This window comes from Pseudomonas sp. Z1-29 (genome assembly GCF_051131995.1).
In the GTDB taxonomy this organism is placed as follows: domain Bacteria; phylum Pseudomonadota; class Gammaproteobacteria; order Pseudomonadales; family Pseudomonadaceae; genus Aquipseudomonas.
Map to the genome: position 1 here is coordinate 5,983,812 of NZ_CP071645.1, position 26,207 is coordinate 6,010,018.

17 protein-coding genes are annotated in these 26,207 nt (G+C 60.1%); 10 read left to right on the forward strand and 7 right to left on the reverse strand.

The window, feature by feature from the left end:
• Positions 1 to 9 precede the first annotated feature (9 nt).
• Positions 10 to 1,110 (forward strand): polyamine ABC transporter substrate-binding protein, encoded by a 1,101-nt coding sequence (locus tag J3P84_RS27140; protein WP_434626795.1) that lies wholly within the window; start codon positions 10 to 12, stop codon positions 1,108 to 1,110.
• Between the two features lie 149 nt (positions 1,111 to 1,259).
• Positions 1,260 to 5,867, forward strand: coding sequence for a dermonecrotic toxin domain-containing protein (locus J3P84_RS27145; protein ID WP_434626797.1), 4,608 nt, complete (start codon positions 1,260 to 1,262; stop codon positions 5,865 to 5,867).
• A 37-nt stretch (positions 5,868 to 5,904) separates the two neighbouring features.
• Here J3P84_RS27145 and J3P84_RS27150 read toward each other — a convergent pair whose 3' ends face one another.
• A complete protein-coding gene (locus J3P84_RS27150) occupies positions 5,905 to 7,455 on the reverse strand; it encodes a PLP-dependent aminotransferase family protein (RefSeq protein WP_434626799.1) in 1,551 nt (516 codons plus the stop codon).
• Positions 7,456 to 7,556: 101 nt separating this feature from the next.
• Between J3P84_RS27150 and J3P84_RS27155 the strand changes: the two genes are divergently transcribed.
• Genes J3P84_RS27155 through J3P84_RS27165 form a run of 3 tightly spaced genes read left to right on the forward strand, consistent with a single transcriptional unit; the run spans position 7,557 to position 9,329 of the window.
• Positions 7,557 to 8,198 carry an FMN-binding negative transcriptional regulator gene (locus J3P84_RS27155; RefSeq protein ID WP_434626801.1) on the forward strand — a complete coding sequence of 214 codons (642 nt, stop codon included), beginning with the start codon at positions 7,557 to 7,559 and terminating at the stop codon, positions 8,196 to 8,198.
• 2 nt (positions 8,199 to 8,200) lie between these two features.
• Positions 8,201 to 8,647 (forward strand): GNAT family N-acetyltransferase, encoded by a 447-nt coding sequence (locus J3P84_RS27160; protein WP_434626803.1) that lies wholly within the window; start codon positions 8,201 to 8,203, stop codon positions 8,645 to 8,647.
• 10 nt (positions 8,648 to 8,657) lie between these two features.
• Positions 8,658 to 9,329: a GNAT family N-acetyltransferase gene (locus tag J3P84_RS27165; protein ID WP_434626805.1), complete on the forward strand. Its 672-nt coding sequence runs from the start codon at positions 8,658 to 8,660 to the stop codon at positions 9,327 to 9,329.
• 72 nt (positions 9,330 to 9,401) lie between these two features.
• Here J3P84_RS27165 and J3P84_RS27170 read toward each other — a convergent pair whose 3' ends face one another.
• Entirely contained in the window at positions 9,402 to 10,301 is a 900-nt protein-coding gene (locus tag J3P84_RS27170; protein WP_434626807.1) for a homocysteine S-methyltransferase family protein, read from the reverse strand.
• 113 nt (positions 10,302 to 10,414) lie between these two features.
• On the opposite strand from J3P84_RS27170, the gene J3P84_RS27175 reads away from it, so the two are divergent.
• The 3 genes from J3P84_RS27175 to J3P84_RS27185 all read left to right on the forward strand — a co-directional run bounded on the left by J3P84_RS27175 (position 10,415) and on the right by J3P84_RS27185 (position 14,974).
• A complete protein-coding gene (locus J3P84_RS27175; RefSeq protein WP_434626809.1) occupies positions 10,415 to 11,236 on the forward strand; it encodes an ABC transporter substrate-binding protein in 822 nt (273 codons plus the stop codon).
• Complete coding sequence (locus J3P84_RS27180; RefSeq protein WP_434626811.1) at positions 11,233 to 12,069, forward strand: amino acid ABC transporter permease; 837 nt, start codon at positions 11,233 to 11,235, stop codon at positions 12,067 to 12,069. The genes J3P84_RS27175 and J3P84_RS27180 overlap by 4 nt, the downstream gene beginning before the upstream one ends.
• Positions 12,070 to 12,772: 703 nt before the next feature.
• A complete protein-coding gene (locus tag J3P84_RS27185) occupies positions 12,773 to 14,974 on the forward strand; it encodes an autotransporter domain-containing protein (RefSeq protein WP_434626813.1) in 2,202 nt (733 codons plus the stop codon).
• 62 nt (positions 14,975 to 15,036) lie between these two features.
• Here the strand turns inward: J3P84_RS27185 and oadA are convergent, their stop codons facing one another.
• A complete protein-coding gene (gene oadA, locus J3P84_RS27190; RefSeq protein WP_434570619.1) occupies positions 15,037 to 16,845 on the reverse strand; it encodes a sodium-extruding oxaloacetate decarboxylase subunit alpha in 1,809 nt (602 codons plus the stop codon).
• 12 nt (positions 16,846 to 16,857) lie between these two features.
• A complete protein-coding gene (locus tag J3P84_RS27195; protein WP_003187105.1) occupies positions 16,858 to 18,273 on the reverse strand; it encodes an acetyl-CoA carboxylase biotin carboxylase subunit in 1,416 nt (471 codons plus the stop codon).
• 188 nt (positions 18,274 to 18,461) lie between these two features.
• On the opposite strand from J3P84_RS27195, the gene J3P84_RS27200 reads away from it, so the two are divergent.
• Positions 18,462 to 19,424 carry a LysR family transcriptional regulator gene (locus J3P84_RS27200; RefSeq protein ID WP_336072855.1) on the forward strand — a complete coding sequence of 321 codons (963 nt, stop codon included), beginning with the start codon at positions 18,462 to 18,464 and terminating at the stop codon, positions 19,422 to 19,424.
• Here the strand turns inward: J3P84_RS27200 and J3P84_RS27205 are convergent.
• The 3 genes from J3P84_RS27205 to J3P84_RS27215 form a co-directional block, all read right to left on the reverse strand.
• Entirely contained in the window at positions 19,366 to 19,575 is a 210-nt protein-coding gene (locus tag J3P84_RS27205; protein WP_305497700.1) for a PA3496 family putative envelope integrity protein, read from the reverse strand. The two genes, J3P84_RS27200 and J3P84_RS27205, sit on opposite strands and share 59 nt — an antisense overlap.
• A 138-nt stretch (positions 19,576 to 19,713) precedes the next feature.
• A complete protein-coding gene (gene hexR / locus J3P84_RS27210; RefSeq protein WP_003187110.1) occupies positions 19,714 to 20,580 on the reverse strand; it encodes a transcriptional regulator HexR in 867 nt (288 codons plus the stop codon).
• A 182-nt stretch (positions 20,581 to 20,762) separates the two neighbouring features.
• Positions 20,763 to 23,639, reverse strand: a complete 2,877-nt coding sequence (locus J3P84_RS27215) for an EAL domain-containing protein (RefSeq protein WP_434626816.1) — start codon at positions 23,637 to 23,639, stop codon at positions 20,763 to 20,765.
• A 261-nt stretch (positions 23,640 to 23,900) separates the two neighbouring features.
• Between J3P84_RS27215 and uvrD the strand changes: the two genes are divergently transcribed.
• A complete protein-coding gene (gene uvrD, locus J3P84_RS27220) occupies positions 23,901 to 26,081 on the forward strand; it encodes a DNA helicase II (RefSeq protein ID WP_434626818.1) in 2,181 nt (726 codons plus the stop codon).
• Positions 26,082 to 26,207: the final 126 nt, after the last annotated feature.

The following is a 26,207-nucleotide window of genomic DNA, read 5'->3' on the forward strand; positions in this document are numbered from 1 at the left end:
AATATCAGCATGAAAAGACTCAAGCGTCTGATGGCTCCAGCCCTCTGCGCCACGCTGCTGTGCGGCGCGGTCCAGGCCGAGGAGCGCACCCTGCGTGTCTACAACTGGTTCGACTACATCACGCCCAAGGCCCTGGAAGACTTCAAGGCGCAGCACAGCCAGGTCAAACTGGTCTACGACATCTTCGACACCAACGAAGCCCTGGAGGCCAAGCTGCTCACCGGTAACGCCGGCTACGACGTGGTGGTGCCGTCCAATGTGTTCCTGGCCAAGCAGATCGAGGCCGGCGTATTTCAGCCTCTGGACCGCAGCAAATTGCCGAACTGGAACCACCTCGATCCCAAACTGATGAAGCTGATCGAAGCCAACGATCCGGGCAACAAATTTGCGGTGCCCTATATGTACGGCACCATCCTGATCGGTTTCAACCCGGCCAAGATCAAGGCCGCGCTGGGCGACAATGCGCCGGTGGACAGTTGGGACCTGATCTTCAAGGAAGAAAACATCAGCAAGCTCAAGCAGTGCGGCGTGGCCCTGCTCGATTCGCCTTCGGAAATCCTGCCCTTGGCCTTGCAGCACCTGGGCCTGGATCCCAACAGCAAGAAACCGGCGGACTATGCCAAGGCCGAAGCGCTGCTGATGAAGATCCGCCCGCATATCACGTATTTTCACTCATCCAAATACATGGCCGACATCGCCAACGGCGACATCTGCGTAGCGGTCGGCTACTCCGGCAGCTTCTCCCAGGCCGCCAACCGCGCCAAGGAGGCCAAGAACGGCGTGACCGTCGACATGCGCCTGCCCAAGGAAGGCGCGCCGATCTGGTTCGACATGCTGGCCATTCCGAAGGGCGCGAAGAACCCGGACGACGCCTACGCCTTCATCGACTATCTGTTGCAGCCGAAGGTGATCGCGCCCGTCAGTGACTTTGTCGGCTACCCGAACCCGAACAAGGACGCCACCGACATGGTCGATCCGGCAATCCGCAACAATCCCAACCTGTATCCGACCGAGGCGGCAATGGCAACGCTGTACACGTTGCAACCCTTGCCGAGGGATGCCGAGCGGGCGCGGACGAGGGCCTGGACGAGGATAAAGTCAGGCCAGTAACGCGGCTGCAAAAACTCGAGACGTCGTCTCGGATCTGTTGAAAGACCTATACATAGTTACCACCTTTCCTGCCTTGCGCCCTCCTAGGATGAAAATCCCGAAGCATCCGGCTTCGGGGGCTTTATCGGGCACAAGACAGGAATATTCAGATGACACAACCTCCATCCAGCAATCCCGCTTCTGAGATCGATCTCCAAAGAGCCGTATTCAGTCAACTACTCATGGGCCCCTCCTATATAGAGGTAGCCGCCGTCCTTCTACGCGATGCTCTAAAAAAGCAATATCCGACGCTGGACCTTGATCCGAACACAACGGTAATCGGCGAACCGGCGTGGGACATCATTGATGGCGAAATCGTGGAGCTTCCCACACGCTATGAAACACTCAGCGATAGGTTGGCGGAGCAGGTCATCAATAGCGATCCGGTGTTGCTGATCGACGGCTTGCATTTCCTCAGTCGACTACCGCTGAGCAGGCCCGATGTGCATTTACCGGTCCGCATCGAGCAGATCGGGTGTCTTATCAATGAATTGACACCGGCCATCTTTGCGGCGGGCCAGGAACAGCAGTTGAAATTCTGGAACGCGTTATCCGACAGTTCCGGCCCGCGCTGGCACTATTTGTCCGAAACCCTGCAAAACATCTGGAACGTCACAGAAGTCAACGGCTGGACTGAGACTGAATGCGACATGGCCAGAGAACTGTTCCTTCACCCCACCTCGCAGGATCGCGAAAATAACAGCCGTTATGGGGCCCAGGCATACCTGATCGATATCAACGCGATTACCGATTATGGAACCGGACGCCACAGGGCAAACGCACTGGTGGTACTGACCGGCACGATTGACGGCGCAGAAGTCATTCTTGCGCATTCAATGCTCAATGGTTATGAAAAGTTTGACTCCCGCTCCGCACTCGAACAATCGCTTGCGGACCATGCCTACCCCAGGCCCGACTATAAGATGCAGTGGCGCTTCTTTGAGCCCTCCGAGAACATTTTTGCTTATGCAGCCTGCGCAATAATTTCGTCGCAGATCGAAATTATCGGCGACCCGGGTATAGCGAAAATGTCGCCCCCTGACGAAACTGAATCGCCGGGCGGGAGTCGTTCCGTTGATCTGGAGTGGTTCAAAAACAAGTTACCCGACTGGCTGACGACCGCTTCCGCATCCGACCAGAATATGTTTGCCGAACACCTGAAAAAACTCTCGGAACTGAATGGCTCGCAGGCTGGCAAGACCTACCTGGATGATATCCCCCCCATCAAGAGCTTCGTATTGAGTGCTCTGAAAACACAGATGCAATCACAACACGCCGACGCCTCGACACTGGATCTGGAAACCATTGAAATCCAGATAAGCAACGTTGTCGTCTGGGGTAGTTTTGTCGTCCCCGGAAAGATCGAAACCACTCGATTCAGCCTCGTCGAATTGGCACTGCAAAATCTGATCGCCGTTCCCTTGGGCGATAAAATCGTCCGGTCGCTCGATGGCAAAGAATTGCCTGACTGGATGACGGTTGCTTTCATCGAGAATGTGATCACCACAATCGACATCGGTCGCACTTACCCCCAGTGGGTCAAAAGCAAGTTACTTGACGATCCGCTAGAATCCAAACGCCGCGAACATTTGTACACTTCCCAACTCCGGGTACAGCTCCCCATGCTTGCATTGGAAAGCCAACTCCGTGGACAAGGCGGCATTGATGAACGCGGTTATAGTTATGTCGCGGCACTGATGAACCCCGACGAGGCCGATCGCAAAGTGGACGGACAGCCCATCGTCCTGCGACAACTGGCTTTCGTACCCGAGCTGCAGCTGGGCAATACCCAGGACATCGTGGCCAACATGTTTGTAATCGGTCCGCAAGATTCAAATGCCGGGCCTTGCCTGCTCTACCGTCCCCTGCTTGAGCCACAGCTGTGCCAGTACCCGTCATTCAGCAACTTGCTATATGACATCAGGCAAACCGCCTCCCTGCGTCAATCCGTACTCGCCTGGCTGCCCAAGGAAGTGCATAACAGCTACAGCCGGTACATTTTCCCAGGGCCGCTGCCTTCACCCTGGAGCATCGTGGAGTTCGTGACGAACCCTTTGGCGGCGATCTCCAACAGCGGCCCCATCAGCTTGAGCAACGAGACCTTGGGGTCGGATTTCCTGCCCTTGTTATACAAAGCCAACGCCACGGCCCTGGTGGAGCTTGCCGATCGCCAATCGGTCTCCAACAGCGAAAGCCGCTGGGAAAGCTTCAGGCAGGCAGGCTGGGTGATTTTCAACTTGGCACTGCCCTACTTGGGCACTACCGTAGGCAATGCGTTCTGGCTGTGGCAAATCCTTGATGACCTGGAGACATTGTCGCAGAGCGACGAAACGGTTGGCGCCCAAGCCAGATGGCAAGTCATTACCGACTTGCTGTGCAATATCGCACTGGCGACTACTACTTTCAGCCTCGACCGCGCCAGGACAGCCGGGCGCGAACATCCGACAGAAGCTTCTGAACTGGTTCGTGAACTCGAGAGCCTGGCCAAACCAAAACCCGAACTCATTATTCAAAAGCTCGCACCGGTGAAGCAAAAACTCGCGGCCATCGAGCACTATGACACTTTGCGAACCAGCGGCGCCCTGATCAGCCAATCGCGAGAAAGCGCCAGGCTTCTGGAACCCCTGAGTGTCGGAAAACCGCAAAACCCAGGGCAACCCAAGAGCGGGGGCCCGCTCAAAGGGCTTTACGAGCAAGGCGGGAAGCTTTATGTGGAATTGGCAGGTAAATGGTTCCAGGTACTCGCGGATGAAGAACAAGTCGCCATCGTCGATGGGAATGACCACACCCGAGCGGGACCTCTCCTGATGAGTGACACGCAAGGCCAGTGGAACGTTGATACCCGCTTGCGTCTACGCGGAGCAGGATCGGCAAGCATCGTACGAAAGATAAACGCCGAGGCGAGCCGTCGCAACGTTAAAGCGTACGAAGAGCTGAACCGGCTCGAAGTCCGCAGGCTGGAAAACCAGAAATTGCTGGCAATGCATTCGAAGCGGTTGAAGGAAGCCTCGGGCCCGTCCAGGGATGCCAGCCGCGAGGTGTATTTGAGCGCATTGAAGACGCAGCGTGAGAGTTATGACGAAGCGTTGCAGTTGCTGCTTGACTGGCCCATTTCTCAGTCCAGGCCGGACTCTACCCGAACCAGGCTCGGTTACCTCAACGCGCAAATCAATTTCACGTTCGCAGAGATAGACACGCTGGGAGAACGATTTACCCCAGTGATGCAAGCCGCCACGGAAATGATTACCTCCGGAGTCAAGATCCTGGAGCAACAACATGCGAATACAGCCTATAGCTTGCTCCAGCTCGGCAACGAGATGATCGAACGCCTGGACTACATGGAAACTCGCTTTTCCAGGCTCAAGGAGCTGGGCAGAGAGGGATTCGAGTTTGTCCGACAACACCGAAAAATGATGCCTGTCTATAAGAGCGACGATCTTCGGCTGTACCAGTTGGACATGTATCGCCACCTCTGCCTGTCGCTCGACAGTGTCAACACCGTACCTGAAGCCTGGGCGGATATTAACCAGATGGTTGATAACTCCACGGTTGCGTTCCAAAGCCTGCGCGACGCAATTGACGAGCGCAGCGTGATCCGCCTGGATGAGCAAATCAATGCACTCGGCAGCCTGACCGAACAATTCACGGCCATTGAAGACCACGTCAAGTATGTGGCTGATGAATACCGGGAACATGCCCGGTTGGCCCAACTCAACCGACTCAAAAACCAGGTCAGCGCCATGAAGAAAAGGGCCTTGCGCCATTTGGCGCTTGCCCTCGACGAAAGAAGCACCCGGCGCAGTACACCTGCTCCCTATCAGGAACGTCCGCGGCCCAGGAGGAAGTTCATCAGGGCACGCTTCTGGGGTCTTGTGAGCGTCGAACCCCGCCTATCGGAGCTGTATGAAGAAACCGATTGGGCCGACGTGAAAAAACCGTTCTCGGATGAAATCATTGTCACGTTCCACCATAAAAAAACCGGAGAATGGGTACAACACATCAATCCCGACGCGCCGCCACAACCCACCCCAACGCTGACCAGCTGCATTACCAAGGGCCAAGCCCTTATTGATGGATTGCCTGCGTTCAAGGCGCAAGTGGAAGAAAGCAAAAAACAGTCAGATCGTACTCCGGCGGGTGTCGGGATGGTGATCAATGCACACGCTCGCAGGATGGATACAATCAGCGTCGCAATCAAAACGGTGCTCGACCAAGTGCAAAGCGCCGGTACAAACGAAACGACTGAAATTTCTCCAGCGGAAAAAACCCAACGGCGAACAGCTGAGTCCCTGCGGGTAGAACTTGAAAAAGAAACCCTGGCCCTTTATGCGCTGGGATTTGATACCGAGCAGCAAGCCATCAAGCAAAGCCCACCGACCATGAGTAATGTCCTCTGGCTCAAAGAGCGAAACCAGATTGTCATTACAGGAAAGAAGAAACGTCAGAGAATCAAGAGTGCCCACTATCTGGACAGGTACGAAATCAGGGACCGAACCGACAGGAAAACCCTATGGTTCGCAGATTTCCATTACTCCAGAAACTGGACACCTGAACATGCGTTTCTCAGCGGCCATTTGAAGACCCCTGAACAAGTTGCGTCGGGAAAACCCGTCGTCCCTCCTCAACGGCTTAGCCAAAGCCAATTGATCGATCTTTACCGCAGTGAGATCGACGTGGAACAGGCCAAGGCGGTGTTCTTTCCAGCGGTACGGTCTTAAAAGCCAGAACCGGGAAGCCCTCCATTCCGGCTCCGTATCAGCGGATTCCCCAGGCTTTTGCCAGACTTGCCAGCGCAGTGTCTATCGCCGCAGACGGCACGGCGGCGAACCCCAGCACCATGCCTGCACGGATTTGCGACGGCGCCGTGGCGGGCAACCAATAACTGCTCAATCCGTTGATTTCGATGCCCACGCCAGCGGCCTGGGCAATCAGTTCAAGCTCGCGCTCGATGCCCTGCACTGGAACCGTGACATGCAGCCCGGCGACCACGGTGGGCATCGCGCCAACGCCTGCAGCAGCCTCCGGCCAGCCCGCCAGAAGCGCATCGCGGCGGGCCAGAGCGGCCCGACGCATGCGCCTGATGTGCCGCTGGAAATGTCCAGCGGCCATGAACTCGGCCATCACCGCTTGAGTGCTGACTTCAGAATGGCGCACATCCACTGCCCGACGGCGGGCGAAGGCATCGACCAGGCCGGGCGGAAGCACCAGGTAACCCAGGCGCAACGCCGGGAACGCAACCTTGCCAAACGTCCCGACATACAGGACGCGGCCTCCGCAATCCAGCGCAGCCAAGGGCGCCAGCGGCGCGCCGCTGTAGCGGTACTCGCCGTCATAGTCGTCTTCGACGATCCAGCCATCGTTGCGCCCGGCCCAGGCCAGCAGTTCCAGCCGCCGCGCCAGGCTCATGACTACTCCGGTCGGATATTGATGGGATGGCGTCACGTAAGCCAGCCGACAGTGGTCCAGTGCAGCCAGCGCTGCACAATCGAGCCCGTCGCTGTCCACCGGCACGCCCCGCACATCGCCACCGGCCACGGCAAACGCATGCCCCGCGGCGCGATAGCCGGGATTTTCCACCGCGACGATGTCGCCAGGGTCCACCAGCAACTGTGCACAAAGGCTGATCGCCTGTTGCGCGCCACTGGTGATCACAATTTGCTCAGCCGAGCAGTGCAACCCCCGTGAACTACGCAGGTAGGCCGCGACCAGGCCGCGCAGGCGCGCATCGCCTTGGGCATCGCCGTAGCACAACTGCTGCAGGTCCGGTTTTCGCCAGAACGCCGCGTTCAGCTTGGCCCACACGTCGAAAGGAAACAGATCGAACGCCGGAACGCCGACCCGAAATGCTCTTGGCGGTCCGCTCGGGGGCTGGGCCAAATGGTGCTTTTCGACCCGTTCGAGCGCGTTGCTGTGGATAACTTTGCTGGATGAAAACACAGGGGAATCAAGCTGAACTGTGGATAAGTCTGTGGGTAAGCCTGTTGAAAACCCTGTGGATGGTTTTGTGGATAATTTTCCCGACGGCATTGCCAGCGGTGAAAGTTTCGCCACGTAGGTGCCGTCACCCACTCGCCCTTCTATGAAGCCTTCGGCATACAGCTGGTCGTAGGCGCGTACCACGCTGTTGCGGGAAATCGACAACGCCGCCGCCAGGTCGCGGCTAGCCGGCAACCGTGTGCCGCTGGCCAGGCGTCCGTCCAGTACTCGCCCACGCAGGGCCTGATAGAGCTGGCGACTGAGCCCATGGCGGCGGTCCAGCTCGATGCCGGCGGGATTGAAAGACAATGGCGGTACGGCATCGGGCATGACTGCACCTGCAAATGGACCTGTCGAATTGGCCGAAAGTGGCTCTTACAACAGACCAATAGCCTGCCTACGATGAAGCCAATCGCCAAGGAAAGATTTCCATGTACAACCCAAAAGCCTTTGCTGTGGAAGACCTGCCTCACTTGCATCGCATGATGGATGACTGTCGCCTCGCCGTATTGGTTACCCACGGCGAACACGGCTTGCAGGCCAGCCATCTGCCGCTGTTGCTGGACACTCGACAGGGACCGTACGGAACCCTCCATGGGCACATGGCGCGCGCCAATCCGCAGTGGCGTGACCTGGAAGCCGGTGCCGAAACGCTGGTGGTATTTGCAGGCGTCGACGCTTACGTCAGCCCGGGTTTCTATCCGGGCAAGGCCGAGCACGGCAAGGTCGTGCCCACCTGGAATTACCTCGCCGTCCACGCCTATGGCAACGCCGAGGTGTTCAGCGATCCTCAACGGCTGTGCAACCTGGTCGGCGAGCTCACCCACCGCCATGAAAGCGGTCGGGCCCAGCCATGGAAAATCGACGACGCCCCGGCGGAATATATCGACAGCATGCTCAAGGCCATCGTCGGCTTCGCGCTGCCCATCCAGCGTCTGGAAGGCAAGCGCAAGCTCAGCCAGAACCGCAGCCCCGCGGATGCCGCCGGGGTTCGCAACGGGCTCGCCATGAGCCCCGACCTGCAGGACCAGGCACTCGCACGCCTGATGCCTGAACAATCGCCTCAGGAGTGAACATGAGCCAGCTCGAGATCCGCCTTGTCACCGCCGCCGACCATGCTGCCTGGCTACCGCTATGGCAGGCCTACCTGCGGTTCTACAACACCGAACTGCCAGACGCGGTGAGCCAGAGCACCTGGCAACGCTTGCTCGACGACCGTGAGCCCACCCATGGCGCGCTCGCCTGGGATGGCGACACGGCGATGGGCCTGGTGCATTTCATCTACCACCGTTCCAACTGGAGCATCGAGAACTCCTGCTATCTTCAGGATCTGCTGGTGGCAGAACACTGCCGAGGCAAGGGCGCAGGTCGCCAACTCATCGAATTCGTCTACACCACCGCCAAGGCCGACGGATGTTGCAAAGTGCACTGGCTGACCCACGAGACCAACGCGACCGCGATCCAGCTCTACGAGCGCATCGCCGAACGCCCTGGCTACATTCAATTTCGCAAAGCCCTTTAAGGAACGCCGCATGCCCACTTCGCTCGCTGATTGGAAAGGTGTCCCGGCGCCGTTTACGCGCTTGCTCGAAGGACGCTTCATCCGCCTGGAAAAACTCGACCCGGCGCGTCACGCCGACGGATTGTGGCAAGCCCTCGAAGGTCCCGGCGCCGATCCGAAACTCTGGGATTATCTGCCCTACGGCCCGTTCAAGGAGCGCAGCGGGTTCGATGCCTGGCTGAACAACCATGCGGTCAACGTCGATCCATATTTTTTCAGCGTGATCGACCGCGCCAGTGGCGACGTGCAAGGCATCCTCAGCCTGATGTCCATCGTGCCGGCCCAGGGCCGTATCGAGATTGGCCATGTCACCTTCGGCGCGCCGATGCAGCGCTCGCCGAAAAGTACCGAGGCGGTGTACCTTCTGGCGAAAGAGTGTTTCGCCCTGGGCTATCGACGCCTGGAATGGAAATGCAATAACGCCAACGCCCGTTCCCGGTATGCCGCCGAGCGGCTTGGGTTCACGTTTGAAGGCGTATTCCGCCAACATATGGTGGTCAAGGGGCAGAACCGCGACACCGCGTGGTATTCGATGCTGGACTCGGAATGGCCGGTGATCGGCGCAGCCTTCGAGCGCTGGTTGAGTGAGGAAAACCAGAGCGCGGATGGCCAGGTGCGCAGTCTCGCACAGTGCCGAGCCTGACCCTCAGGGCGAACCGCCCGGCGTCTGCGTGGCGAGGGCGCTTGCTTCCTCGCCACGGGGCTTGCAACCAGGTCAGCGCAGTTGCTGTGCCAACACCGCAATGTGCTCCGGCCCGATGCCGCAACAGCCGCCCAAGTGACTGGCCCCCCGCTTGCGCCAGTCCGCCGCCCACCGCAGATAGCCCGGCGGATCGAGGTCTTCGCGCAGCGGGTCCAACCCGTCATTGGCTGTCGCTTCCTTGGGCTGCGGTGGGAAGGCGTTGGCGTAGGCACCGATGTGGATTTTCACGCCCAGGCGCTCGAAGGTTTCGCGCGCCGCGTCGATCGCAGCGCCGATCACCTCGGGCTGGCTGCAATTGAACAGCAGCGTCTCGACCCCCAGCTCCGCCGCCACTGCCGCGGCGTCCGCCACCGGCTCGCCGGAGCGCAGGCGCGGCACTTCATCGGTGTCTTCGTCTTTCAAGGTAAACGACAGCCAGAACGGCTTGCCGTCCTTCGGCAGTCCGGCGTGAATGGCTCGCGCCTCGACGATCGAACTCTGGGTCTCGGCCAGCCACAGGTCGACATGGGGTGTCAGGCCCGCAACCAATGGCGCCAGCAGCTCGCTGGCGCGGGAGGCGTCGAACAGATCGGGACGGTAGGAACCGAACAGCGGAGGGAGCGATCCGGCCACCCGCACCGCTTTGCCTGAAGCCTGCACCGCCCGCCTGGCCAATTCCCCCGCCAATGTCGCCAACGCCTGGCCTTCCTCGGCAAAGCGCGCTTCGCCGATATGAAAGGGCACCACGGCGTAGCTGTTGCTGGTAATCACATCGGCGCCGCTGGCGATATAAGCCGCATGCACCGCCTCCACAGCCTGGGGCGCTTCGCTCAGGGCCAGGGCCGACCACTCGGGCTGTCGAAACGGCGCACCACGGCGTTGTAGCTCACGGCCCATGCCGCCGTCGAGAATAGTTGTCCTTGCTGCGGCCATATGCGATTCACTCATAAGCTTATGAAAAATACTCACTATCGGAGTCGTTCTTATAACTATTTAATGCGCACTCCTCCGCCAATCACAACCTATTTTTCAGCCTGGGATCTATCGTGAAATTACCTTTACCGCTTGCCCTGGGCTTGACGCTGCTGGCCGCTTCCTCATCGATCTTTGCCGGCACCACGCTGGATCGTATCGAGGAGAAAAAAGAACTGGTCGGCGTGTTGATGGAAAGCTACCCGCCCTTCTCTTTTCTCAATGACCAGAACCAGCTCGACGGTTTCGACGTGGACGTCGCCAAGGCCGTCGCGCAAAAGCTTGGGGTCAAGCTGCGCTTGGAAACGCCCTCGTGGGATGTGATCGCGGCCGGCCACTGGAGTGGCCGCTACGACATCTGCATCTGCTCGATGACACCGAGCAAGGCCCGCGCCGAAGTGTTCGACTTTCCGGTGCGGTACTACGCCTCGCCAGCGGTGATCGTGGTCAACGCCAAGGACGACAGCATCCATGGCGCCAAGGACCTGAGCGGCAAGAAAGTCGGCCTCACCAGCGCCTCCAGCTACGAAAGCTACCTGAACAAGAACCTGGTGATCGAAGGCGCCGAGGATACCCAGCTGAGCTACCCGTTCGAGGACGTGCAAATCGCGCCATACGATACCGACAACGTGGCGTTCCAGGACCTGGGCCTCGGCGCCGGGGTTCGGCTGGATGCGGTGCTGACCAACCTGGTGACCGCGCAGCCACGCCTGACCGAAGACAAGCGCTTCAAACTGGCGGGCGAGCCACTGTATTCAGAGCCCAATTCGGTTGCCATCGAGAAAGGCGACGCCGAGTGGAACAGCAAGGTGCGTGAAGTCTTTGCCCAACTGAAGCAGGACGGCACCCTGAGCAAGCTCTCGCAAAAATGGATCGGTGCCGACATCAGCCAATGAGTTCTTTTCCGCCCCCTATCCAGCCACCTCCACCGGTGGCTGAGTCGCGCCTGCAAAAAATCTTCGGTTTTCGCACACGGCTGTATCTGACCTGGGCCGCGATGCTGGTGCTGTTCGCCAGTTTCTTCCTGAGTTTCGACCTGAAGTTCTCGATCATCCTCGACAAACTGCCGAACCTGCTGGGCGTGCACCTGGCGCCCAACGGCTTTCTGCAGGGCGCGGTGCTGACACTGTTCCTGTGCCTGTGCTCCATCGTCGCCTCGTCACTGCTGGGTTTCATCACCGCGCTGGCGCGCTTGTCCAGCAGCGCGGTGGCGTTCGGCATCGCCAGCTTCTACGCGTCGTTCTTTCGTGGCACGCCGCTGTTGATCCAGATCCTGCTGATCTATCTGGGCCTGCCGCAACTGGGCGTGGTCCCGGGCGCCATCGCTGCGGGAATCATCGCCCTGTCACTCAACTACGGCGCCTACTTGAGCGAAATCTTCCGTGCCGGGATTCTCGGCGTGCCTCACGGCCAACGGGAAGCCTCCCTCGCCCTGGGCATGGGCGAAACCGTGATCTTCTGGCGCGTTACCCTGCCCCAGGCGATGCGTACCATCATCCCGCCGACCACCAACCAGTTCATCTCGATGCTCAAGGATTCTTCGCTGATCTCGGTGATGGGGGTCTGGGAGGTGATGTTTCTGGCGCAGTCCTATGGTCGTTCCAGCTATCGGTATATCGAGATGCTGACTACGGCGGCGGTTATTTACTGGCTGATGTCCATTGCGTTGGAGCTGATTCAGGCGCGGATGGAGCGGCATTATGGGAAGGCTTATCTGCATAATCGCTGAGGTGTTGTCGGCGGTTTGCAGGAGTGGTGCGTACTCTTAGGGGGTGGTGTACATATCCGTTGCTACGGTCACGGCTGCTTGGGGTTCCGCCCTTACGGCGGCTCACTTTTGGAAGAGCCGGGAGCCGGACCAGCCAAAAGTAAGCAAAAGCGCTTTGCCCCACCACTCGGCACCTCGCCTGGGCTCGGTGTGCCCTCACTCCGGCATTGCTCCGTGGGCCGCCGCGAAGGGCCATCCATGGCCCAGCGCGGCTAACCCGGCATCCATGCCGGGTTGCCCACTGCGCAATGCCTGCGTTCGGCCAGCGTGGTTAACGGGGCGCTGAGATCAAAATCAAAAGCAGAGCAAGAGCAAGAGCAAGAGCAAGAGCGGGGCGCATGCCAGCACTGCGTAACTGACCCACCACCTTCGCGAGCAGGCTCGCTCCCACACTGAACCTTCGACAGACCCAGACCTCACGGCATACAGGGATGCCTGTGGGAGCGAGCCTGCTCGCGAAGGGGCCCGCACATTCAACATCTTCACTGACTGACCCTGCGCCATCGCGAGCAGGCTCGCTCCCACAGGGGAACGCGAGCTTACCGAAGGCCCATAAGCGCTGTAGGGCAAAGCTGCGAACCCTGAAATCCAACCGGACGACGCGCTGATCGCAGCACGAACAGCCTACAGATTCCATCCGCCAAATCCTGTCTGCGGCGAGAACATGGCTGGCATCGCCATCCAGAGGGAATTTCTAAAGTGCGACCTCATTCATGAGAGATCGCATTCGATGCCTACCAAACATCTATTCCTGCCCCAACATCTCGCACTGGCGATTGCCTTGGCACTGGGTTGTGTCGAGTCTTCGATAGCTCAGTCAGTTGCCGGGGAAACCCGCCCCTTAGAAACAACAACCGAGATGCAGGCTCGTCTCAAGGCGTTCATGGCACCAACAGCGGATACGAAACGCGACAACGTGACGACCGTTCGCGAAGACGCCTTATTGAAGGACGACAGCAACGATCTGGTGATGGTCAGCAAGCAAGGCAGACTCTTCGGGCTCACCGACGGCGGCGGCGGAGCCAACGTCTTGCAGCTGGATACCCAGGGAAGCGAATTAGGCGAGATACGCAGTTTCCAGGACCTGTATTTGAAGCAAGGCGAGTGGTCGAACGGCGGTCGTATCGACGCAAACAGCCTGGTCGACTCGAAGGCCAAACTGCTGAACAGCGGCCACATCAACGGCGCGGTGCACGTTCTTGGCGAACTCACCAACCAAGGCACGGTCACCGGGCCTGTCTTCGTGGGAAAAAAGGCCCGCTTCAGCGGCAGCGGGACGGTCGATGCGCTGGACGTGGCGGGCACCCTGGAAGTCGGCCCCGCAGCGGGCGCCCCTTCGGTGACGAATGACCTGAAGCTTTCCAAGAGCGCGACGCTGGTTTACGCAATCGACGCCGAGAAAGGCAGCAGCACAATCAAGGTTGGCGGCACCGCTACGTTGGGCAATGCGACTCTGAAGATCCCCTCCGTACCGGGTGAGTTCGTCGACACAAACAGACGCATCGTGATCGAGGCGCAGAAGATTGAAGGGACATTCGGCAAGGTCGTCGATGAACTCGCCTTTTTGACGGCTACACCTGACTACACGCTGGAAAACCAGGTAGGGCTTACCTTCAAGCGCAACGGTGTCCCACTGGGAGAGGCAGCTTCCTCCGCCAACGCGCTCGAATTCGTGGACGCCATTCAACAGCAGCCGGTCAGCCCTGCGCAGCCCGAACCCGGCATCGCGGCACCGGTTGCGCACTCGCCTGCCGTCGAGCCGCAACCCAGTCATCCAACGTCAGAGCCCGCCGCACCACCCGCGGTTGTAAGCGCCGAGGCCAAGCCCGCAGCCAAGCCAGAACTGGTCAAACCTGCCCCCAAACCCAACACTGCCATCAACGCCCTGCTTGGCACCAACATGGCCACCGCCGCTGTCGCCATCGACCAACTGAGCGGCCATGACACGGCAAACCTTGGCAACGCCACCCTGAGCAGCGTCGCGCCAATCAGCAGCGGTATGCTCGCGGCCATGGGCCGGCGAAACCCGGCGAGTGGGCACGGCAACGGCCAGGTCTGGGTCCAGGCCATCGGCAACAGTGGCAGCCTCGCCAAGCAACCGGGCGGCGTTGCCATGAAGCATTCGACACAGGGGGTGATGCTGGGAACCGACTGGGCTGTCAGCCCCGATTGGCGGCTGGGCCTTATCGGCAGCACAACCCGGACGCGGCTCGACGGCGATCAGTTCGACGGAGCTCTCGACAGTTGGCTGGTGGGCGCGTATGCCTTGCGCCAGGACGGGCCGCTGGCGCTGCGCCTGGGCGTTGTCCATGGCAATCATGACGGCAGTACCAAGCGCCACGTTGCCTTCAATAGGTTCAGGGATCGTCTGAAAGGTCGCTACGATGCGACGACGCAGCAGGTCTTCGGGCAACTTGGCTACCAGCTGGATATCGGCCATTTCGAACTCGAGCCCTATGCCCAAGTGGGCTACCAACGTTATCAACGTGACGGCTTCACGGAGAAAGGCGGCGATGCGGCATTGCAGTACAACGGCCAGGCCCAGGAACACTTCAGCAGCGACCTGGGCCTGCGCCTCGCCCGTCCCCTCCTGCTTGATCGCGGCATGCGCGTGACGCCGCGTCTGGACATCGGCTGGAAGCACTTGTATGGGGACGTCCAGGGTAGCTCCCATCAGCGCCTGGTCAGGGGAAGCAGCACTTATCACATCAAAGGTGGCGAACTGGACCGCGACAGCCTGCTTCTGCAGGCAGGGCTGGACCTGGCGATTTCGCCACGTCATACGCTGGGGTTGAGCTACAGCGGCGAAACAGGGCAGGACAACCGCAACGGTGCGCTGGCGGGACAGTGGCGGATGACGTTCTGACGGGCAAAAAAAGGGGAGCACCTGCTCCCCCGAGGTAAAACGTTGCATCGAGGCTGTTTGGATCAGCCTTCGATTTCGACCAGGATCTCGCCCGGATTGACCCGGTCGCCCTTGGCGACATGAATGGCCGTGACCTTGCCCGGGATGGCCGCCTGGACTTCGGTCTCCATTTTCATGGCTTCGGTAATCAACACGGCTTGGCCGGCTTTCACCACATCGCCCTCCTTGACCAGCACATCGACGATGTTGCCCGGCATGGTGGTGCTGACGTGGCCTGGCGCAGTGGCTTGCTTGCGCTTGCTGCTGCCGCCGCCGACAAATTCGTTGAGCGGTTCGAACACGACCTCTTCCGGCATGCCGTCGATGGACAGATAGAAATGACGCTTGCCCTCGGCCTTGACGCCCACGCCGGTAATGTCGACGCGGTAGGTTTCGCCGTGGACATCAATGACGAACTCGGTCGGCACACCCTCGCCGCCCGCAGAGCTCACACTGCCCGCTTCGGGGATAGGCAACAGCACTTCCGGGGTCAAGGTGCCGGCTTCGCGCTCCTCGAGAAACTTGCGACCGATGTCCGGGAACATCGCATAGGTCAGCACGTCTTCCTCGGATTTGGCCAAGGCGCCGATTTCGCCACGCAGCCGGGTCATCTCCGGCTTGAGCAGGTCGGCGGGACGGACGTCAATCACGTCTTCACTGCCGATGGCCTGGCGGCGCAGCTTCTCGTTCACCGCACCTGGCGCCTTGCCGTAGCCGCCCTGCAGATAGAGCTTCACCTCGTTGGTGATGGTCTTGTAGCGCTCACCGGCCAACACGTTGAAGAATGCCTGGGTGCCGACGATCTGCGAGGTCGGGGTTACCAGCGGCGGGAAGCCGAGGTCTTCGCGCACCCGCGGGATTTCCGCCAGTACTTCGTTCATGCGGTTCAGTGCGCCCTGCTCTTTCAACTGGTTGGCCAGGTTGGAAATCATTCCGCCTGGTACCTGGTTGACCTGGACGCGGGTATCCACCGCGGTGAATTCGCTTTCGAACTGGTGGTACTTCTTGCGCACGGCGTAGAAATACAGACCGATTTCCTGCAGCAGTTCCAGGTCCAGGCCGGTGTCGAACTCGCTGCCCTTGAGGGCGGCTACCATCGATTCGGTACCCGGATGGCTGGTACCCCAGGCGAAGCTGGAGATCGCCGTGTCGATATGGTCGGCGCCGTTCTCGACAGCCTTGAGCTGGCACATCGCGGCGAGGCCGGCGGTGTCATGGGAGTGGATGAATACCGGCAAGGATTGCTCGGCCTTCAGCGCCTTGACCAGTTCGCCAGTGGCATAAGGAGTCAGCAGGCCGGCCATGTCCTTGATCGCCACCGAGTCGCACCCCATTGCCTCCATCTGCTTGGCCTGCGCCACGAAGGCTTCGATGGTGTGCACCGGGCTGGTGGTGTAGGCGATAGTGCCTTGGGCATGCTTGCCGGCAGCCTTCACTGCTTCGATGGCGACGCGCAGGTTACGCACGTCGTTCATCGCATCGAAAATACGGAACACATCAATACCGTTGACCGCGGCCTTGGCGACAAACGCCTTGACCACATCATCGCTGTAATGGCGATAGCCGAGCAGGTTCTGGCCGCGCAGCAGCATCTGCAAGCGCGTGTTGGGCAGCGCTGCGCGCAGTTGGCGCAGACGCTCCCACGGATCTTCTTTCAGGAAGCGCACGCAGGCGTCGAAGGTGGCGCCGCCCCAGACTTCCAGCGACCAGTAGCCGACTTTGTCGAGCTTGTCGCAGATCGGCAGCATGTCTTCGGTACGCATGCGGGTGGCGAGCAGCGATTGGTGGGCGTCGCGCAGGATTGTGTCGGTAACGTGGATCTTCTTGGACATTGTCATGATTCCTTACAGGCCTGCGTGGGCGGCGATGGCGGCGGCGATGGCCAGGGCCAGCTCTTCGGGTTTGCGCTTGATCGAGTAATTGGTCAGTTCGGGATGGCTTTCAACAAAGCTGGTGTTGAACTGGCCGCTGCGGAATTCCGGATTGCGCAGGATCTCCTGGTAATACGCGGCGGTGGTCTTGACCCCCTGCAGGCGCATGTCATCCAGGGCTCGCAGGCCACGGTCCATCGCTTCTTCCCAGGTCAGCGCCCAGACCACCAGTTTCAGGCACATCGAATCGTAGAACGGCGGAATGGTGTAGCCGGTATAGATTGCTGTGTCGGTGCGCACCCCCGGGCCACCCGGTGCGTAATAGCGGGTGATCTTGCCGAAGCTGGGCAGGAAGTTGTTTTTCGGGTCTTCGGCGTTGATGCGGAACTGCAACGCAAAGCCCCGGTGCTGGATGTCTTCCTGCTTGACCGACAATGGCAGCCCGGAGGCGATGCGGATCTGCTCGCGAACGATGTCGATACCGGTGATTTCTTCGGTGATGGTGTGTTCCACCTGCACCCGGGTGTTCATCTCCATGAAGTACACCTCGCCCTCGGCGAGCAGGAACTCCACGGTGCCGGCATTTTCGTAGCCCACGGCCTTGGCGGCGCGCACCGAGAGGTCGCCGATGTAGGCGCGCTGTTCAGGCGTCAGTTGCGGACTCGGGGCGATTTCGATCAGCTTCTGGTTACGGCGCTGGATCGAGCAATCCCGTTCGAACAGATGCACCACGTTGCCGAAACTGTCACCGAGAATCTGCGCTTCAATGTGCTTGGGATTGACGATGCATTTTTCCAGGAACACTTCCGCCGAACCGAACGCCTTGGTGGCTTCGGAGATGACTCGCGGGAAGGCCTGCTCGAGCTCTTCGCGACTGTTGCAGCGACGGATACCACGGCCACCACCGCCGGACGTGGCCTTGAGCATCACCGGGTAACCGATCCGATCACCTTCGGTCAGAGCCTCTTCGATACCCGCCACGTTGCCTTCGGTACCTGGGGTCACTGGCACACCGGCCTTGATCATGCTGCGGCGCGCTTCGGTCTTGTCGCCCATGCGGCGAATGACTTCCGCCGACGGGCCAATGAATTTGATCCCGCGCTCGGCGCAGATGTCCGCCAGTTCGGCGTTTTCCGAGAGGAAGCCGTAGCCGGGGTGCAACGCGTCGCAGCCGGTTTCCACCGCCAGGTTCACCAGTTTGCGCGGATTGAGGTAGCCGGCCAGCGGATCGGCGCCGATGCTGTGGGCCTCGTCCGCACGCTTGACATGCAAGGCATGGCGGTCGGCGTCGGAATAGACCGCGACCGAGCGAATGCCCATTTCGGCGCAGGCGCGCACGATTCGGACGGCAATCTCACCGCGGTTGGCGATCAGGATCTTTGTTATCAATTGGAGGTTCCCTTGAGCCGGTGATACCCACGGCCTGAGGTCCAGGCCGATGCGTGACCAGATGTAACAATTGGTCGCCGCTCCACACTAGTCCCGGTCGTTGATTAACAAAAATGAATATTTGTTGGGTCGTGCATAAGCAAAGACTTATAGTCGTCCTGCCCGCCCCCGCCCCGAGAGCCAGATATATGCGTAAGTCATTGATGCGTATGACGTTGCGTCAGTTGCAGATTTTCAATGAGGTGTGCGACCTAAGGTCATACAGCCGCGCGGCTGATGAAATGTCTCTCACACAACCGGCCGTTAGCCTACAGATTCGATCCCTTGAAGAGCTGATTGGCCAGCCGCTGTTTGAGTACGTCGGAAAAAAACTCTACATGACCGAAGCGGCCGAAGCCCTGCAACGCGCCAGTCGGGATATCTTCGGGCGGCTGGAGAACCTCGACATGCAGCTTTCGGACATGCAGGGTTCGCTGCAGGGGCAATTGAAGCTGGCGGTAGAGTCCAGTGCCAAATATTTCGTCCCGCATCTGTTCGCCGCGTTCAAGCGCCAACATCCCGAGGTCAATCTGAACCTCACCGTGGTCAATCGCGGCCAGGTGATCCGGCGCCTCTCGGACAACCGTGACGATCTGGTGATCATGTCGATGGTGCCCCAGGACATGGGCCTGGAATTCCTGCCATTTCTCAACAACCCGATCGTTGCCGTGGCGCCACCCGACCATCCGCTTTGCCACATCGGCCCGCTGCGCCTGCAGGACCTGGAACCTTATACGCTGCTGTTGCGCGAGCCCGGTTCGGGCACGCGGCTGGCGTGCGAGGAGTATTTCAAGGAGAAGCGGGTGCATTTCACCCAGACGCTGGAAGTGGCGTCGGCGGAGGCCCAGCGCGAGTGCGTGGTGGCCGGGCTGGGCGTGGCACTGTTGACGCGCCACGCCGTAAGCCGCGAGCTAAGCTCCGGCGCACTCATCGAGTTGCCGGTTGAGGAGTTGCCGCTGTACCGCAGCTGGTGCCTGGTGCAGGCCAGGGCAAAGCGTCTGTCACCGGTGGCTCATGCCTTCCTGGCATTCGTGCGCGGCGAGCGCGCCCAGATTATCGGCCTGGTTGAGCGTTTCGACGGGAAGCCGCCGGCGCTGCCTGCCAGTAATTGAACTCTACGGCGTCAGGAAATTCGCTGATTTCTGCCAGAAGCTGCCGTTGCTCATAGCGATCTTCGATTGCACGGCGGAACGCCATGCGGCGTTGGTCTTCCTGTTGGCGACGGGTTTTGGCGGCGCTGCGGTCTTCGTAGGACTGGGTCATGTCGAGACTCCCAAGACGTATACGGGAGTTTCAAGATGACGGCGCGGGATGACGATTTGGCGGCGCGAGCGTTACAGAACGATGAATTCGCAGGGGTGCTCCCCTGCCACAGAAACCCCTCAACCCCAGGAACAGCGCTCAGTCATCCAGCGCCTTCACCGACTTGGGCGACAACCGCAAGCTGCGAAGGCTGCGCTTCACACTCTTGAGGTGATTGACCAGGCTCGGGCCGCGCGCCATGGCAACGCCCATGGCCAACACATCAATGACCACCAGATGCGCGATGCGCGAGGTCAATGGCGTGTAGATTTCCGTGTCTTCATGCACGTCGATCGCCAGGTTCACCGTCGACAATTCAGCCAATGGCGTCTGGCTCGGGCACAAGGTGATCAGCGAGGCACCGCTTTCACGTACCAGGTTCGCAGTGATCAACAAGTCCTTGGAGCGACCCGACTGGGAAATACAGATCGCCACGTCGGTAGGCTTCAACGTCACCGCCGACATTGCCTGCATATGTGGATCGGAATAGGCCGCCGCCGTGAGCAACAGACGGAAGAACTTGTGCTGGGCATCGGCGGCGACCGCGCCAGAAGCACCAAAACCATAGAACTCGACACGTTGGGCCTGGGACATCGCCGTAACCGCTTTCTGCAACGCCACCGGATCGAGCTTCTCGCGAACTTCCATCAGGGTGTGCAGGGTCGTGTCGAAGATTTTCAAGCTGTAATCGGCGACCGAATCGTCTTCATGAATCGCGAATTGGCCAAAACTCGCACCCGCCGCCAGGCTTTGCGCCAATTTGAGTTTCAGGTCCTGGAAACCCGAACAACCAATCGCGCGGCAAAAGCGCACGATGGTCGGCTCGCTGATGCCGACGCTATGGGCCAGATCGGCCATGGAACTGTGCATCACAGCCGCAGGATCAAGCAGTACATGATCGGCGACCTTCAGTTCCGACTTGCGTAGCAGATGGCGCGACTGGGCGATGTGTTGCAACAGGTTCAAAGGACTGGACTCTTGTTATGGGGCGGGTGCCGGGATGTAGCAAGCTTGTAGTTATACTACAGGAATTGGCTTTCTGCCCGCCCAATACGTAACTGAATTGGCCTTGTTCCCCCTTGTTTTGGCGGGGGACGCTTCGTGTAGCCGTTACGAAGGCTAGCCATCGCAGGACCTCGGGCCCTTTGCTACAAAGCAGGCTTATTCTGCTCGAGCATCAGACGGGCCAGGCCTTCGGCTCCCACCGGTCGGCTGATGAGATAGCCTTGAACCTCGTCGCATTGCTCGTTTTTCAGGAAATCCAGCTGCTCCTGCCGCTCGACACCTTCGGCCACTACCTTGAGCGACAGCCCATGAGCCATGGCGATGATTGCCCGGGTAATGGCTGCGTCCTCCCCGCCCTCCGCCAGGCCACGAACAAATGCCTGGTCGATCTTCACGTAATCCACCGGAATACGCTTGAGATAGCTCAGCGAAGAATAGCCGGTGCCAAAGTCATCGATCGCCAGCTTGACCCCAAGATCACGCAGTTGCTGGAACGTAGCGATGATGTGTTCGACGCTGTCGAGCAACTGGCTCTCGGTCAGCTCCAGCTCCAAGTATTGTGGGGCCAGGCCGGTCTCCTCCAGCACCTGACGCACGAGACTGACCAGTTTGCCCTGGCGCAACTGATGCACCGAGAGATTGACTGACACCCTGATAGGCGCAAGCCCCTGGCGCTGCCATTCGCACGCCTGCCAGCAGGCCTGGCGGAGCACGAATTCGCCAATGGGTCCGATCAGCCCGGTCTCCTCGGCCAAGCCGATGAAGTCAGCGGGTGGAATCTGGCCCATGGTCGGATGGTCCCAGCGCACCAGCGCCTCGGCTGCGTTCAGGCGGCCGGTCGCCAGGCACAGTTTGGGCTGGTAGAAAACGCTCAGTTGCTGTTCCTCAAGCGCCTTGCGCAATTGGTTCTCCAATTGCAGACGTTCCAGCGTGCTGGCCTGAAGGCTGTCGGTATAAAACTGGAAGCTATTGCCGCCCAGGTGCTTGGCGTGTTGCATCGCCATGTTCGCCTGGCTGACCAACGTGGAGATTTCCCGAGCGTTGTCGGGCAACAGGCTGATGCCGATCGAAGCGCTGACCACCAGCTCATGTCCCTCGATCGTCAGCGGCAGCCGCAGCTTGGCTGATAGCCGGGTCGCTACCCTCGCCAGGCTGGAAAGGTTGCCATAGGCGTCGAACAACACGGCGAACTCATCTCCGGACAGCCTGGCAATGGTGTCGGCTTCCGGCAACGCATTGATCAGGCGGCGAGCCATTTTCTGCAGCAACTGATCGGCGATGTCGTGGCCGAGGCTGTCGTTGAGCAACTTGAAGCGATCGAGGTTGATGTGCAGCAGTGCCAGGCTGCGGTGCCCGCCCTGGCGAACCCGTTGATGGGCCTCGTGCAGGCGCTCGCGGAACAGCGAACGGTTGGCCAATCCGGTCAGTTCGTCGTAATGAGTGAGGTAGCGCATCCGCTCCTCGGATTCGCGGCGGGCCGAGAGATCGGCGAAGAAGCCCACTACATGGCTGACTTTCCCTCGCAGATCACGCACCACATTCAACTGCAACCACTGCGGGTAGAGTTCACCGTTGGCCCGCGCTTCCACCAGCTCGCCTTGCCAGGTGCCATGCTGCTTGAGGGCCTGGCGAATGATCGGATAGTGCCGGCGTGCATCGCGACTGCAGGGCAGGTCGACCACGCTGCGCCCCAGCATGTCGGCGATATCGAAGCCGGTAACCCGCGCGAACGCCTGGTTGGCGGCCAGCAACGCGTAGTTGGGGTCGAAAATCACAATGCCTTCGCTGGCCGCTTCAAAGACCGTGGCCGCCAGTTGTCGCTGTTGTTCAAGCTCTTTGCTGGCACTGATGTCTCGCCGGGTGCCGACCATGCGCAACACCCGACCCGTGGCGCTGCGTTCCACTGCCCGGCCACGGTCTTCGATCCAGACCCAATGGCCATCGCCATGACGGACGCGGTATTCGATCTGGTAATCCTCGCTGCGGCCTTTCAGGTGCTCGACCAGGGCACGCTTGAGCGCCGGAAGATCCTGTGGATGCAGGCGCGGGGTGAGATGACTGAGCATGGCCGTTATGTACTCGGGTTCCAGGCCAAACAGCTCCTTGAGTTGGGTGTGATGGACTTCATCAGTCTGCAGGTTCCAGTCCCACAACCCCAGCTCACTGGCCTTGAGCGCCAGTGCCAGGCGTGCTTCGCTTTTACTCAGCGCCTGGCTGGCCGCCTCCAGTTCAAGGCTGCGCTGTGCGACCCGCGCCTCCAGGCCAACCTGCGCCGTACGCAGCTGGGCTTCGGCAGAACGGCGTTGTTCGACCTCCCGGGCCAATGCCTCGTTAAGCTGGGCGCCACGGGCTTGTGCTTGCTGCAGATGCTCGATCAGTGCCTGGTTCTGGAACCGACGCAGCATGCCGTTCTGTATCAGCCGATTGACCTGCCAGGCCACCACACTCAGCGAAACCAGCACCACCAGCCCAAGCCAGCCCCAGCCACGCTGCTGCTCGTCGCCGCCCCAGAAAAGATAACCGATGGCCGGCAACAGGCAGGGCAAGGTAAAGGACAGGAACGCCGCAAGGCTCACGGCATAGGCGACACTCGCCGACAGCGTGGCCGCGCCGATCAGGCCGAATACCCAGGCCTGTTGCTGGAAGCTGTCCGCCGGGACCAGGGCGATACCGGCACCGGCCAACGTCAGGCCGGTCATGGCCGAGCCCAGCAGGAACATGCGCAACCAGATCGGGTGGGCCTGGCGGCTTGGTATCGCCGAATCGAACGCGGCCACCTGAATCACCCGCAACGCCACCAGCGACAGCAGCCAGACCAACCAGACGCTGACCAGGAAGTAGCGCGACGGCGTCCATAAGAGCGCCGCGCACACCAGCCCGTTGAGCAGCATGAACAGCGTGGGCAGCAGCGAACCCTGATATAACAGCCTGGTGCGTTCGACGGCCATTTCCGTGGCGTACTGCTTGCAGATGAGGCGCGGCTCCACGCAGGGCCCCGCCAGATCGGAACTGGAGGTCATAGGCGATGTTCTTGTTCTTATTCAGGGGCGCGTGCTGCACCCGAAACGAGCACCGAGCATACACAAGCCAAAGGCCATCCCACACTGCTCCTGCTCATAAAAACAGCGAAAAAGTCGCGATTCCATTGGGTAATAACCTTGGAAAGCGAGCCCCGCCCGTGCTTGTAGCCGCTGACCAACCGGTCATCACCCAGGAGGCTTTTTATCGGCTGATGCAAAGCTCGGTTTGCCCGGGGTGACGCCGCACCCTAGAATGCCTCGATGCGCGATGATCTCTCCCTTCTGCTGAATTCCCTGAACGACGCCCAACGCCAGGCAGTTGCTGCCTCCGTCGGTCGTCAATTGGTCCTGGCCGGTGCCGGCTCCGGCAAGACCCGAGTGCTGGTGCACCGTATCGCCTGGTTGATCCAGGTCGAGAACGCCTCGCCCCATTCGATCCTGTCGGTGACCTTCACCAACAAGGCCGCTGCCGAGATGCGCCATCGCATCGAGCAGTTGATGGGCCTCAACCCGGCCGGCATGTGGGTCGGCACGTTCCACGGCCTGGCGCACCGCCTGTTGCGGGCCCATTGGCAGGAGGCCGGCCTGAGCCAGACCTTCCAGATCCTCGACAGCGATGACCAGCAGCGTCTGGTCAAGCGGGTCATCCGTGAACTGGGCCTGGACGAACAGCGCTGGCCCGCCCGTCAGGCCCAATGGTTCATCAACGGCCAGAAAGACGAAGGCTTGCGCCCGCAGCACATCCAGGCCAGTGGTGACCTGTTCCTGGCGACCATGCGCAGCATCTACGAAGCCTATGAAGCGGCATGCCAACGCGCCGGAGTCATCGACTTTTCCGAGCTACTGCTGCGAGCCTTGGACCTGTGGCGCGACCACCCGGGCCTGCTGGCGCATTATCAGAAACGCTTCCGGCATGTGCTGGTGGACGAATTCCAGGACACCAACGCTGTTCAGTACGCCTGGTTGCGCCTGCTGGCCAAGGGTGGCGACAGCCTGATGGTGGTAGGTGACGACGACCAGTCGATCTACGGCTGGCGCGGCGCCAAGATCGAAAACATTCATCAGTACTCGGCGGATTTCCCCGACGCCGAGGTCATCCGCCTGGAGCAGAACTACCGCTCCACCGCCGGTATCCTCAAGGCCGCCAACGCGTTGATCGCAAATAATACCGGGCGCCTGGGCAAGGAATTGTGGACCGACGGCGGCGAAGGCGAGGCGATCAATCTGTACGCCGCTTTCAATGAACACGATGAGGCCCGCTATGTAGTGGAGACCATCGAGAGCGCGTTGAAAACCGGCCTGGCTCGCAGCGATATCGCCATTCTCTATCGCTCCAACGCCCAATCGCGGGTGTTGGAAGAAGCCCTGCTGCGCGAACGGATCCCTTACCGAATCTATGGCGGCCAACGCTTCTTCGAGCGCGCGGAAATCAAGAACGCCATGGCCTACCTTCGCCTGATCGAAGGACGCGGCAACGACGCGGCCCTGGAGCGGGTGATCAACGTGCCGACCCGGGGCATCGGCGAGAAAACCGTCGAGGCGATTCGCGACCATGCGCGCCATAGCCACGTGTCAATGTGGGAGGCCATGCGCCAACTGGTCGACAACAAAGGCGTTACCGGCCGCGCCGCCGGTGCGCTGAAAGCGTTCATGGACCTGATCGAAGACCTCGCCGCCAAATGCGCCGAGATGCCGCTGCACCTGATGACCCAGACCGTCATCGAGCAGTCCGGCCTGATCGCCTACCACGAGGCGGAAAAAGGCGAGAAAGGCCAGGCGCGAGTAGAAAACCTCGAGGAACTGGTCAGCGCCGCGCGCAACTTCGAAAACACCGAAGAAGACCAAGACCTGTCCCCGTTGTCGGCTTTCCTCGGTCATGCCTCCCTGGAAGCCGGCGATACCCAGGCCGACGAGCATGAAGACAGCATTCAACTGATGACGCTGCACAGCGCCAAGGGTCTGGAGTTTCCGTATGTGTTTCTGGTGGGTATGGAGGAAGGCCTGTTCCCCCACAAGATGAGCCTGGAGGAGCCGGGACGCCTCGAAGAGGAACGTCGCCTGGCCTACGTCGGCATCACCCGCGCGATGCAGAACCTGGTGCTGACCTACGCTGAAACCCGTCGCCTGTATGGCAGCGAGACCTACAACAAAGTGTCACGCTTCGTACGCGAAGTGCCGAAAGGTCTTATCCAGGAAGTACGCCTGTCCAACAGCGTCAGCCGACCGTTTGGCGGCAACCAGCAAGGCAGCAGCAGCCTGTTTGGCGGTAGCGACATTCCAGAAACCGGCTTCAGCCTCGGCCAGGCTGTGCGGCATTCGGTGTTTGGCGACGGCGTGATCCTCAATTTCGAAGGCGCCGGTGCCCAGGCCCGGGTCCAGGTGAACTTCAGCGAAGGCAGCAAATGGCTGATGCTGGGGTATGCCAAGCTGGAAGCTATCTAAAGATTTGCATAGAAACCTGTGGGAGCGAGCTTGCTCGCGATGGCAATCGATCAGTCACTATTGATGCTGACTGACAAACCGCTATCGCGAGCAAGCTCGCTCCCACATTTATTTTGGTAACCCCAA